The following is an 11,744-nucleotide window of genomic DNA, read 5'->3' as shown; positions in this document are numbered from 1 at the left end:
CACGCCGGGCGGCGGACGACGTCGCGGATCCGCCGCCTCAGCCGATCCCCGCCGCGTCCACCTGCCGCTCCACGTAGGGCGCCAGCGACTCGGCGAACACCGACGTGAGGTGGTGGATGTCCTTGAACACCAGGGCCCCGCCGACCACCGGGTAGCACCGCGACGCGTCGCAGATGTACCGCGTCACGTCGATCAGATGCACGCGACGCCCGGGGAAGCTCCGTGCCGCCACCGCCTCCGGGTCGCGCTCCAGCGCGCGGGCGCGCGGCTGCGCGCACGCCTTGCCCGCGTTGCGATGTCGGTCCAGCGCCGACTGGACGCAGTCCATCGTCGCGCTGCGCATCTTGGGCGTGTCGCGGAAGACCATGATGTGGGCGACCGATGAGGGCAGCGCCTTCCAGGCGTTCACATAGCCATCGACCTGCGCCGACCACTGGGTCCTGCCCTTGGGCGCCACGACCTCGCCGCCGGAGTGCGCGCCGAAGAACACCGTGTCGACCTCGTGGTGCCGGCGCAGCCAGGCCGCCAGCTGCCGCTTCCACTCGACGCACTGCCCGCGCGCGGGCTCGTCGATGACCGCCGTCGCCGCCGAGTAGGGGCAGCTCGTGTGCGTGATCGACAGCCCGCGCCAGCCCTTGTCCTTCACCAGCGCCGCCATCGCCGAGCGCCAGTGCGACGCGTGCGAGTCGCCGATCAGCGCGACGGTCCGGACGCCCGGCGCGGCCGCCGCGCCGAAGGCGCAGACGCGGATCCGGCCCTTGGACTCGACGACCTCGCAGGGCGCGTTGTCCATCTTGGGCGCCTGGACCGGCGTCGGCACGACCGTCTTGGACAACTTGGCCGGCGTGCACGTGCGCTTCGGGTCGCGCGCGGCCGCGCCGAAGCACTTCGGCTTGTGCGCCAGCGTCTTCCGCGTCACCAGCGCGGCCTGGTGGACCTCGGCCCGCACGTGGTCGGCGCCCATGCCGACGATCGCCAGCACGGCCAGCGACGCCGCCAGGGCGCCCGCGAACGTCAGCCGCCCGCCGTGCGCCGACAGCCGCCGGCTGAAGCGGATCGGATCCTCGACGAGGCGCTGGGAGAGCAAGGACAACAACAAGGTCAACATGATGATCGCCAGTCGGGTCGGGGTGTCGAGGGCGTGTCCCAGCGCGTAGGGCGCCAGGACGATCAGCGGCCAGTGCCACAGGTAGATCGCGTAGGAGAGGTCGCCGACCTGTTGCACGGGCCGCGCGCGCAACGGGCGCAGGACGTCGCCGGCGCCGATGACCGCCACCGTGCCGAGGACCGGCAGCGCCGCCGCGACGCCCGGGAACGCGGTGCCGGTCGAGTACGTCGCGGCCGCCACGCCGATCGCGGCCAGGCCCGCCGACGCGAGCGCGACGCGCGCCGCGCGGGGCAGGTGCGCCGCGGCGACCGGCAGCAGCGCCAGCAGCGCGCCCGCGCCCAGCTCCCAGCCGCGCGTCGTCGTCGCGAAGTACGCGTCGGCCGGGTCGTCGGCGGTGTGCGCGACCGAGTACCCGAGGCTGGCCACCGCCAGCACGACCGCGAGCACCGTGACCGCCGCGCGCCGCCGTGCGAGCAGGAGCAGCACCGGCCACACGAGGTAGAACTGCTCCTCGACGGCCAGCGACCAGAAGTGCTGCACCGGCGACGGCGCGTCGTCGGCGTGGAAGTAGTCGACCGCCTCGGCCGCCAGGTGCCAGTTCTGCACGTACAGGGTGCTCGCGCGGAAGTCGCCGAAGAACCCCTGCCAGTCGGTCAGCGGCACCACGAGCGCCGTCGCCGCCGCGCAGCACGCGACCACGGTCAGCGCCGCGGGCAGGATCCGCCGCGCGCGCCGCGCCCAGAAGTCGCGCAGCGACACGCGCCCGGTCGCCTCCAGCTCGCGCAGCAGCAGCGAGGTGATGAGGTAGCCGGAGATCGCGAAGAACACGTCGACCCCGACGAAGCCGCCGGGCACGTCGTCCGGCCAAAGGTGCCAAGCGACCACCAATGAGACCGCCAGCGCGCGCAGCGCCTGGATCTCGGGGCGGATGCCGTGGCGCGCCGGGGCGGGCTGGATCCCTTCGGTTGTCCGGGCACGCGGCGGCGCCACGTCGCGAGACGCGGGCACGCCGACGAGCACGCGACGCAGCGCGGTCACGTCCATCGTCGCCGTCCTTGCTTCGTTCGGAGAGGGGTGACGACAGAACGGGTCGCGGAGGGCAAACGTCGCGCTTTTTGCTCGACGACCTTTCGCGAAGGGGGCTCGGGGTCGCGTCGGTCGTGACGTCGACCCCGGCGCTCAGGAGCCCGGCGAGCCGGGCTCGACCTCCGGCAGCCGCCACCCCGAGGGCTCGGCCAGCACCTCCGCCTCGCCCGGTCCCCACGAGCCCGGCTCGTAGGGCAGGACCGCCGGCGGGTCCTCCAGCAGCGGCGCCGCGCGCTCCCACAGCAGCTCGACCTCGTCGGCGCGCGTGAAGAGCAGGTGGTCGCCGAGCATCACGTCGTGCAGCAGCCGCTCGTAGGCCTCCAACCCCTTGTGGTGCAGCGCGCGCTCGACGTCGAGCGTCAGCGCCGCCGGCGCCACCGTCAGCCGCGGTCCGGGCATCTTGACCCGCACCTCGATCGCCAGCTGAGGGTCCTCGGTCAGCTCGAAGACGATCTCGTTGGGCCGCTCGAGCGCCGTGGCGCGCGGCAGCAGCTCCAGGCGCTCGGAGTCCTTCAGCGTCACGGTCACCACGCGCCGGCTCTCGGCCATCGACTTGCCGGTGCGCAGCAGGAACGGCACGCCCTTCCAGCGCTCGTCGTCGATCCACGCGCGCAGCGCGACGAACGTCTCGGTCGACGAGTCCGGGGCGACGCCCTGCTCCTCGCGGTAGCCCACCCACTGCCCGTAGACCACGTCGTCCTTCGTGAACGGCCGCAGCCGCGCGAACGCGCGCGCCTTCGCGTCGTGGAGGTCGTTCGGATGGAGCGACGCGGGCGCGGCCATCGCCACGAAGCCCATGATCTGCGCCAGGTGCGTGACCACCATGTCGCGGAACGCGCCCGTCTCCTCGTAGAACGCCGCGCGGTGCTCCAGCCCCAGCGTCTCGGGCACGTCGATCTGCACGGCCGCGACGTGGCGCGCGTTCCAGATCGGCTCCAGCAGCCCGTTGGCGAAGCGCAGCGCGAGGATGTCCTGCGCCGCCTCCTTGCCCAGGAAGTGGTCGATGCGGAAGACCTGGTCCTCCTCGAAGACCTCGTGCAGCACCTTGTTGAGGTGCTTGGCCGACGCCAGGTCCGAGCCGAAGGGCTTCTCCATCACGATCCGCGCGCGGTCGTCGGCCAGCCCGGCGTCGCCGAGGGCCTTGACCATCGACTCCATCGCCGACGGCGGCACGCTCATGTAGAACAACGTGCGCGACGACGGGCCGAGCCGCTCGCGCGCCTCGCGCACGGCGCGGGCGAGGTCCTCGGCGTCGTCGGACGAGGCCTGCACGTACGAGGCGTGCCCGGCCAGCGCCTCCAGGCCGTCGCCGGCGGGCCAGTCGCCGTCCGCGCCGCTGGGGCTGGAGCCGATCAGCCGCCAGTCGGACGGCATCAGGCCGGCCTCGGCGAGGCGCGCGAAGCCGGGCAGGAGCATGCGGTTGGCGAGGTCGCCGGTCGCTCCGAAGAGGACGAAGACGTGGGGATCGGGCTGGTCGGGTAAGGACGGGGGCACAGCGGAGGCGTACCCGTTCTGACACGGCCGTGCTCTACTGGTATGCGGACATGGATGGCATCGTGCGGCTATTGGAGGTCGATCCCGATCTCGGAGGCGGGCTCTCGCCCGAGTCATTCGCCTCGGCCGAGGAGGAGCTGCTCGTGCGCACGGTCGAGGCGCCGCGTGGCGCGTGGGACCTCGAGCAGACGTGGGCGGCGACCCACGCCGAGCTGGCGCTGCTGCTGCTCGACGGCGTGATCGCCCGCGACGCCGGCGTGGGGCGGCGGGTGAGCCTGGAGATTCTCGGGGCGGGCGACGCGCTGCGGCCGTGGCCGAAGGACCGCCACGCCGAGGCGCTGAAGGTGCGGCTGCGCTTCAACGTCATGGAGCCCGTCCGCTTCGCGGTGCTGGACGCCGCGTTCGTGCAGCGGGCCGCGCGCTGGCCGACCGTCCTCGGCCAGGTCGCCAGCCGCATCATGGGACGGTCGACGAGCGCGACGCTGCGGCTGCTGATCCACCAGGTCGTGCGCATCGACGACCGCGTCCTGCTGTCGCTGTGGGGGCTGGCCGAGCGGTTCGGCCGCGTGACGCCCGAGGGCATCCTGATCCCCGTGCCGATCAACCACACGATGATGGCCCGCTTCGTCGGCGCGCAGCGGCCGACAGTCAGCCAGGCGGTCGGCGAGCTCACGCGGCGCGGCGAGGTCGAGCGCCTGGAGGACGGCGGCTGGCTGCTGAAGGGCGACTTCCCCGACCGCGCGATGGGCGAGGCGCCCGACGGATGACCGAGCGCGACCCGCTCCCGATCCGGGTCACTGCGAGCGTCAGGGTGACGTCGGGAGTGACCCGGATCCCGCGACGGGGCTGACGGTCAGCCGCGTGATCCGCAGGCCGTCCATCTCGGCGACCCGCAGCGTCACGCCCTCGACGGCCACGGCGTCCCCGACGTGCGGGCCGCGGCCCAGCTCGTCGAAGAGCAGGCCGGCGAGCGTGCGGGCCGAGCGGTCCTGCGGCAGCGCCGTCCGGCAGGTCTCGTTGAAGTCGTCGATCGTCATCGAGCCGGCGACCTCGACGGTCTCGTCGTCCACGCGCCGCAGCGTCGCGTCGGGCAGGTCGAACTCGTCCTCGATCTCGCCGACGATCTCCTCCAGGACGTCCTCCAGCGCGACGATGCCCGCGGTCGTCCCGTACTCGTCGACGACGACCGCCATCTGCTGGCGCTGCTCGCGCAGCTCCCGCAGCAGCGCGCCGACGTCCTTGGTCTCGGGCACGACGATCACCGGGCGCGCGAGGTCTCGGACCGTGTCGGCGGCCTGGTCGCCGCGGGCCGCGGCGACCAGGTCCACCAACAACGCGATCCCGACGACGTGGTCGAGGTCGCCGTCGCCGACCGGGTAGCGGCCGTGCGGCGCGCGCAGCGCCTCGCCGAGCGCCGCGTCGGGATCCAGCGACGCGTCCAGCCAGACCGCGTCGGAGGCCGGGAGCATGATGTCGCGCGCCTCGCGCCCGGCGAAGTCGAAGATGTTGTGGAGCAGCTCCTCCTGCGCGCGGGGGATGACGCCGGACTCCTCGGCCTCGTCGACCAGCGCGCGCAGCTCCTCGGGGCTGCGGACCGACTCGCCCGCGACGATCTCGGTCACCCCGAAGGGCTTGAGGATCACGGCGGCCGACCGCTCCAGCACCGAGACGACCGGGGCGCTGACCTTGGCGATCACGTCGATCGGGCGCGCGACGAGCGCGGCGAGCGTCTCGGCGCGGTCGAGCGTCAGCGCCTTGGGGACCAGCTCGCCGAAGAGCACGCTCAGGTAGGTGACGATCGTGAACGCGATGATCACGGCCAGCCACGTCGGGACCGCGTCGCCCAGCAGCGAGCGCACCAGCGGCTCGGAGATCGCGCCGGTGAGGATGCCCAGCGCGGTGATCCCGACCTGGACGGTGGAGATCACGCGGACCGGGTCGTCCATGAGCTTCAGCGCGGCCCGCGCGCGACGGCTGCCGGACTCCGCGGCGGCCGCCAGCGCCGTGCGCCGGGCGGTCACGACCGCGAACTCGCCGATGACGAAGAAGGCGTTGGCCCCGATCAGCGCGAGCACCGCGACGATGCGCAGCAGGTCGTCCATGCCCCTTTCATAGCGGGTGCGGCGGCGCGCCAAGTGCCGTGATCGCCGGGCGAGCCTGGGTTTCGAACGCGTTTTGCCTGGGAAGATGGCGCGCGCGTGCTCCGCTCCCTCGCCCTCTCCCTCGCCGCTCTTGCGCTCCTCGCCGCCCCCGCGTCGGCCACGGTCTTCAGCGGGTCGGGGGCCGACCCGTCCGGCGACGGGCCGACGCCGGCACGGGACGTCACGGCCGTCGAGGCCGCCTACGACGACGTGGGGTCCGCGACCGTCGCGCTGACCTTCGGCGCGGCGCCGGACCCGTTGTTCTTCTTCGTCGTGGTCGGGACGCGGTCCGGGGACGGATCGTGCGGCGCGCCGTTCGTGGCGCTCGGCGGCTACACCGACCAGGCCGCGGGCTACTGGGGGCGCGACGGCGGCGACACGCAGAGCGGCGTCGCGGTCACGCGCGCCGGGACGCGGCTGACCGCGACGGTCAGCGCCGCGGGGCTCGCGGGCCTCGCGCCGGACTGCGTGACCGGCTACGTCACGCCGCAGTCCGACACCGGCACGCGCTACGACACGATCGACCCGCCCGTCGCGCTGGCGGCGCCGGCGGTCGCGCCGCCGGCCACGCCCGCGCCGCCGTCTCCCACGGCGCCCGCGCCCGCGCCGGCCCCCGCGCCGGCGTCGGCGCCCAAGCCCAAGGCCAAGGCCAAGGCCACCAAGAAGGCCCCGAAGCTCGCGGTCACCGTCAGCGGCGTCCCGTCGACGATCAAGCGCAACCGCACCATGTCGCTCAAGGTCAAGGTGGCGAACACCGGCACGGCCGCGGCGACCGGCGTCCGGCTGAGGGCCGGGACCGCCCGCGGCCTGTCGGTGCGCCCCGCCACGATCGCCATCAAGACGCTCAAGGCGGGGAGGTCGACGACGCGGCGCGTGAAGGTCAGGCTGACCGCCAAGGCCCGGACGACGACCACGTTGTCGCTGAAGGCCACCGGCGCCAAGAAGCTCGCGGCGACCGGCCGCGTCGCGCTGCGGATCGGCACGGCCAAGAAGCCCGCGCCGACCAAGCCCAAGGCCAAGCCCGCGCCCACGTCCCCGCTGGCCGGCACCTACTGGTGGTACACGATCAACCACGTGGACTCGGCGTGGGACAACCACGGCGTCTACTTCCTGGACGACGCGTGGGCCTTCCACGGGATCCCGAAGGGCGGCCTGCCGACGGCGTGCTCGGCCCAGATCGCGGGCTGCGAGCCCTACACCTACGACGCGGCGACCGGCGCGGTCACGCTCGGCACCGCGGCGGGCACCTACCAGGACGGCCGGCTGCGGATCGCCGACGAGGGCGACGACCGCGACTTCAGCAAGCTGCTGATCCCCGACGCGGGCGCCCGCTACGACGTCAACCTCGTCCACCGCGGCTTCCGGGGCATGTGCGGCCTGATCTTCGGCTGCACGACCTGGGCCTCCTGGCTGCAGCTGCTGCCCGACGGCCAGTTCGTCTACAGCACGTCGACGACGAGCACGATGGGCGATCCCGGCTCCGGGCCGTTCACCTACGTCGGCTCCTATCCGCCCGACGAGCACGGCACCTACGAGGTCCAGCCCAACGGCCGCATCCACCTCGCCTACGCCGACGGCACGGCCAAGGACTTCACCTTCGCGGTCCAGCTCGGTGCCGCCGGACAGCCCGATCCCGCCGGCGAGGGCGTGTTCCTCGACGAGGACAACTTCTACGAAGACTCGTCGTCGTAGACCCCGATGGCACGTCAGGCCCTAAGCTGGAGCGCCCCGGGTCCGCCGCCTTCCTCAGCCGGCGGCGGGCTCGGGCCTTCTCGCCGACCGGCCGGTCAGATCGTCGACGGTCCGAGGGGCGAGCGCGCCAGGTTCGAGATGTCGGAGTCGGGGAATGTCGAACCGCGAGGTGTGATGAGGCCCGCGGATCCGGTGACCGTGTTGGTGGTCGACGACCTGCCGGCGTCGCGCGGGCTGGCCGCGATCTGGCTGTCGGACGGCCTGCGCGACCGCGTGCGCGTCGTCGAGGCCTCGACGCTGGCCGAGATGCGCGCCGCCTGGCGCGCCGAGCGCCCCGACGTCGTCCTGCTCGACCACCGCCTGCCCGACGGCGAGGGCCTGGGGGCGGCGCGCGAGCTGCTGGCCGACGATCCCGACGCGGCGATCGTCCTGCTGACCGGCATGAGCGACCCGGCGCTGGACCAGGAGGCCGAGCGCATCGGGATCACCGACTTCCTCGTCAAGCACGAGATCGACGGGCCGATGCTGGCCCGCACCGTCCGCTACGCGCTGCGCCGCCGCGAGGACCGCCGCCGGCTGCGCCGCTCCGAGGAGCGCTACCGCAACCTCGTCTGGGCGCTGCCCGACACCGGCGTGCTGGTCGTCGACGACCAGCTGCGCTTCGTGATGGCCGCCGGGCGCGCGCTGGAGGACGCGGGCTGGGACCCCGCGGCGATGGTCGGGCGCGAGGTGGCCGACGTGCTCGGCGAGCGCGGGCGCGCGCCGCTGGCCGACCACTACGAGGCGGCGCTGGCGGGGGAGGCGCACGAGTCCGTGTGGACGTCGCCCAACGGCCACACCTACCGCATCGCGTTCCGGCCGCTGGCCGGTCACGAGGCGATGGCGGTCACCTTCGACATCACCGAGCAGCTCGCCGCCGCCGCCGAGCTGCAGCGCGCGCAGGCGCTCGCGCACACCGGCTCCTGGCAGTGGGACGCCGTCCGCGAGGAGCTGACGTGGTCGCCGGAGCTGTGCCGGATCTACGGCATCGACCCCTCGGCGCGGCTGCCGACGTTCGGCGACTGGCTGCGCACGATGGTCGCCGAGCCCGACCGCGAGCACGTCGTCCGCGTCACGCGCGCCGCGCTGCGCGACGGCGAGAGCCACGACTTCGACCTGCGGATCCTGCGCGCCGACGGGCAGGAGCGCGTGCTGGCCACGCGCGTGCGGCCGGTCGCCGGGCCCGACGGCGCGATCGTCCGCGTCGAGGGCATCTCGCAGGACGTCACCGCCGAGCGCGTCGCGCAGCGGGCGCGGCGCAACGCCGAGCGGCAGTTCGAGGTCGCCTTCGACCGCGCCCCGATCGGGATGTTCCTGGCGACGCCCGGCGGGCAGTTCCTGCGCGTCAACGACGCGCTCTGCGCGCTGGTCGGCCACGCGCCCGGCGAGCTGATCGGGGGCGACCCGTTGGCCTTGGTCCATCCCGATGACGTCGCGGAGGTCGCCGAGCGGCTGGCGGCGATCGGCGACGACGACCTGACCGCCGAGCACCGCATGCTCCACCGCGACGGCCACGAGGTCTGGGTCGCGGTCAACGCCACGCTGGTGCGCGACGACGAGGGCCGGCCGGTCCACGTGCTGGGGCAGATGCGCGACGTGACCGAGGGGCGCGAGCACGAGGCCCAGCTGCGCCACCTGGCCGACCACGACCCGCTGACGGGCCTGCTGAACCGGCGCGGCTTCGAGGCCGCGCTGACCACGCACGTCGCGCGCGGGCGCCGCTACGGGGCGGCGGGCGCGCTGCTCGTGCTCGACCTCGACGGCTTCAAGCACGTCAACGACACCCACGGCCACCACGCGGGCGACGCGCTGCTGACGGCGGTCGCCGACGGGCTGCGCGAGCGCGTGCGCGAGACCGACGTGCTGGCGCGGCTGGGCGGCGACGAGTTCGCGGTCCTGCTGCCGGTGGAGACCGTCGAGCAGGCCGGGGTCGTCGCCGAGGCGCTGGTCGCGGTCGTGCGCGAGCGCGGCGCCGAGCACGGCGTGACGGCCTCGGCGGGCGTGGCGCTGGTCGACCCGACGGTGACCGACGGCGACGCGCTGCTGGTGCGCGCCGACCGGGCGATGTACGCCGCCAAGGGCGCGGGGCGCGACCGGGTCGCGCACGAGCCCCGGACGTCCCGCGCCTGAGGGCGCGGCGCGACGGCGTCCCGCGCAACGAGCCATCGATATGTTGCGCGGCGGGCCATGATCGACGACTACCCGCACCGCCTGACGATCCCGACGCGCTGGAAGGACAACGACGTCTACGGGCACGTCAACAACGTCGAGTACTACTCGTACTTCGACACCGTCATCAACGAGTACCTGATCGCGGTGGGCGGGCTCGACATCCTGAGCGGACCGGTGATCGGGCTGTGCGCGGAGTCGCACTGCGCGTTCACCGCGGCGCTGACGTTCCCCGAGCCGGTGGAGGCCGCGCTGCGCGTCGCGCACCTGGGCAAGTCCTCCGTGAAGTACGAGATCGGCCTGTTCGGCGACGGCGGCGCGACGCCGGCCGCGACCGGCTGGTTCGTGCACGTCTTCGTCGACCGCCGCACGCGGCGGCCCGCCCCGATCCCGGAGGGGATCCGGGCCGCCCTGAGCCAGCTGGAGGTGTCGTCGTCGTGAACGTCCGTGGTGCCGTGCTGCGCGAGATGGGGCGGCCCAGGCCCTACGCCGAGTCGCGTCCGCTGGAGATCGTGGACCTGGAGCTGGCGCCGCCGGGACCGGGCGAGCTGCTGGTCAAGGTCGGCGCGGCCGGGCTCTGCCACTCCGACCTGTCGGTCATCGACGGCTCGCGCCCGCGCGTGATGCCGATGGTGCTCGGCCACGAGGCGGCGGGGGAGGTCCTGGCGATCGGCGGCGGCGAGGGCGCCGACGCCGGCGGCTTCGCGGTCGGCGACCACGTCGTGTTGAGCTTCGTGCCGACGTGCGGCTCGTGCGGTCCGTGCCGCGCGCAGCGGCCGGCGCTGTGCGAGCCGGGCGCGGCGGCCAACGCGGCGGGCACGCTGCTGGGCGGCGAGCGCCGCTGGAGCGCGGCCGGGGCCGGGCATCTGCACCACCATCTCGGGGTCTCGGCGTTCGCCGACCATGTTGTCGTCGATCACCACAGCGCGGTCAAGGTCGACCCGTCGCTGCCCCACGAGATCGCCGCGCTGTTCGGCTGCGCGGTGCTGACCGGGGTCGGCGCGGCGGTCAACTCCGCGCGGGTCGGGCCCGAGGACCGCGTCGTGGTCTTCGGCCTCGGCGGCGTCGGCCTGGCCGCGCTGCTGGGCGCGCGGATGGCCGGGGCGGCGGAGATCGTCGCGGTCGACGTCGTGGAGGAGAAGCTGGAGCACGCGCGCCGCCTCGGCGCCACGCCGGTCCACGCCGGCGACGGCGCGGTCGAGGCGATCAGGCAGGCCACCGGCGGCGGGGGCGACAAGGTCATCGAGACCGTCGGGAGCGCGCGCGTCCTGCGGCAGGCCTACGAGGCGACGCGCCGCGGCGGCACGACCGTGACCGTCGGGCTCCCGCATCCCGAGCAGCGCCTGGACATCCAGGCGGTCTCGCTGGTCACCGAGGAGCGCACGCTGAAGGGCTCCTACCTGGGCTCGTGCGTCCCGGGGCGCGACATCCCCGCGTTCGTGGCCGCCTACCAGGAGGGCCGCCTGCCGGTCGACGAGCTGCTCACCCACCGCATCGCGCTGGACGACGTCAACGAGGCGTTCGACCGGCTCGCGGCGGGCGCGGCGGTGCGCCAGGCGATCGTCTTCTAGCGCGCGCCGGCCGAGCCCGCCGCCGCGCGGCGGTCGATCTCGAACCAGACGTGCGTGGAGCCCTCGCGCACGCCCCAGCGCTGGGTCAGCGCCTCGACCATGTGCAGGCCCCAGCCGCCGGGCTCGGTCTTGGGCCGGTCGCGGGCGGCGGGGACGAAGCCGACGCCCTGGTCGACGACCTCGACGTGCACGTGGCACGGGTCCTCGGAGCGCAGCACGAGCCGGACGACGCCCTCGCGGCCGTACTTCACCGCGTTGGAGATCAGCTCGGAGACCAGCAGCTTGACGTCCGGCACGACCCCGGGATCCAGGGACGCGCCGAAGCGCTCGACCGCGCGCCGGGCGGCGGCGGGCGCGGTGATATCGCGGTCGATGGCGACGGAGACCTGGTCGGGCATGGGGGAACGAGGGGGATCGGCGTACGTGCCGCTCGCCCTGGGTTCT

Annotated in this window: 9 protein-coding genes; 5 read left to right on the top strand and 4 right to left on the bottom strand. The window is 74.1% G+C overall.

What is annotated here, in order from left to right; genetic code table 11:
* Nucleotides 1-37: 37 nt before the first annotated feature.
* Both VFG42_RS04625 and VFG42_RS04620 read right to left on the bottom strand, forming a co-directional pair.
* Nucleotides 38-2,152: an acyltransferase family protein gene (locus VFG42_RS04625; protein WP_324905744.1), complete on the bottom strand. Its 2,115-nt coding sequence runs from the start codon at nt 2,150-2,152 to the stop codon at nt 38-40.
* A gap of 135 nt (nt 2,153-2,287) precedes the next feature.
* Nucleotides 2,288-3,688 (bottom strand): glucose-6-phosphate dehydrogenase, encoded by a 1,401-nt coding sequence (locus tag VFG42_RS04620; protein ID WP_324905742.1) that lies wholly within the window; start codon nt 3,686-3,688, stop codon nt 2,288-2,290.
* Between the two features lie 50 nt (nt 3,689-3,738).
* Here VFG42_RS04620 and VFG42_RS04615 point away from each other — a divergent pair, with 50 nt between their 5' ends.
* The gene (locus tag VFG42_RS04615; RefSeq protein WP_324905740.1) at nt 3,739-4,455 is read left to right on the top strand and encodes a helix-turn-helix domain-containing protein; all 717 of its coding nucleotides are present in this window, start codon (nt 3,739-3,741) and stop codon (nt 4,453-4,455) included.
* 39 nt (nt 4,456-4,494) lie between these two features.
* On the opposite strand, the gene VFG42_RS04610 is transcribed toward VFG42_RS04615, so the two are convergent.
* Entirely contained in the window at nt 4,495-5,790 is a 1,296-nt protein-coding gene (locus tag VFG42_RS04610) for a hemolysin family protein (protein ID WP_324905738.1), read from the bottom strand.
* 96 nt (nt 5,791-5,886) lie between these two features.
* Here VFG42_RS04610 and VFG42_RS04605 point away from each other — a divergent pair, with 96 nt between their 5' ends.
* From VFG42_RS04605 to VFG42_RS04590, 4 genes are all read left to right on the top strand, one after another.
* The gene (locus tag VFG42_RS04605; RefSeq protein ID WP_324905736.1) at nt 5,887-7,521 is read left to right on the top strand and encodes a CARDB domain-containing protein; all 1,635 of its coding nucleotides are present in this window, start codon (nt 5,887-5,889) and stop codon (nt 7,519-7,521) included.
* A 174-nt stretch (nt 7,522-7,695) separates the two neighbouring features.
* The gene (locus VFG42_RS04600) at nt 7,696-9,690 is read left to right on the top strand and encodes a diguanylate cyclase domain-containing protein (RefSeq protein ID WP_324905734.1); all 1,995 of its coding nucleotides are present in this window, start codon (nt 7,696-7,698) and stop codon (nt 9,688-9,690) included.
* A 57-nt stretch (nt 9,691-9,747) separates the two neighbouring features.
* A complete protein-coding gene (locus tag VFG42_RS04595; protein WP_324905732.1) occupies nt 9,748-10,170 on the top strand; it encodes a thioesterase family protein in 423 nt (140 codons plus the stop codon).
* Nucleotides 10,167-11,300: a zinc-binding dehydrogenase gene (locus VFG42_RS04590; RefSeq protein WP_324905730.1), complete on the top strand. Its 1,134-nt coding sequence runs from the start codon at nt 10,167-10,169 to the stop codon at nt 11,298-11,300. The genes VFG42_RS04595 and VFG42_RS04590 overlap by 4 nt, the downstream gene beginning before the upstream one ends.
* Here the strand turns inward: VFG42_RS04590 and VFG42_RS04585 are convergent.
* Nucleotides 11,297-11,698: an ATP-binding protein gene (locus tag VFG42_RS04585; RefSeq protein ID WP_324905728.1), complete on the bottom strand. Its 402-nt coding sequence runs from the start codon at nt 11,696-11,698 to the stop codon at nt 11,297-11,299. The genes VFG42_RS04590 and VFG42_RS04585 overlap by 4 nt on opposite strands.
* Nucleotides 11,699-11,744: the final 46 nt, after the last annotated feature.

The sequence above is a fragment of the Baekduia sp. genome (assembly GCF_035685985.1).
Lineage (GTDB): Bacteria > Actinomycetota > Thermoleophilia > Solirubrobacterales > Solirubrobacteraceae > Baekduia.
The sequence above is the reverse complement of the archived record's forward strand: the minus strand, read 5'-3'. Positions and strand labels throughout refer to the sequence as shown.

Coding starts and splice junctions, on each gene's coding strand:
- VFG42_RS04625 (WP_324905744.1), bottom strand. CDS start 2,152: ATGGACGTGACCGCGCTGCGTCGCGTGCTCGTCGGCGTGCCCGCGTCT.
- VFG42_RS04615 (WP_324905740.1), top strand. CDS start 3,739: ATGGATGGCATCGTGCGGCTATTGGAGGTCGATCCCGATCTCGGAGGC.
- VFG42_RS04610 (WP_324905738.1), bottom strand. CDS start 5,790: ATGGACGACCTGCTGCGCATCGTCGCGGTGCTCGCGCTGATCGGGGCC.
- VFG42_RS04600 (WP_324905734.1), top strand. CDS start 7,696: ATGAGGCCCGCGGATCCGGTGACCGTGTTGGTGGTCGACGACCTGCCG.
- VFG42_RS04595 (WP_324905732.1), top strand. CDS start 9,748: ATGATCGACGACTACCCGCACCGCCTGACGATCCCGACGCGCTGGAAG.
- VFG42_RS04585 (WP_324905728.1), bottom strand. CDS start 11,698: ATGCCCGACCAGGTCTCCGTCGCCATCGACCGCGATATCACCGCGCCC.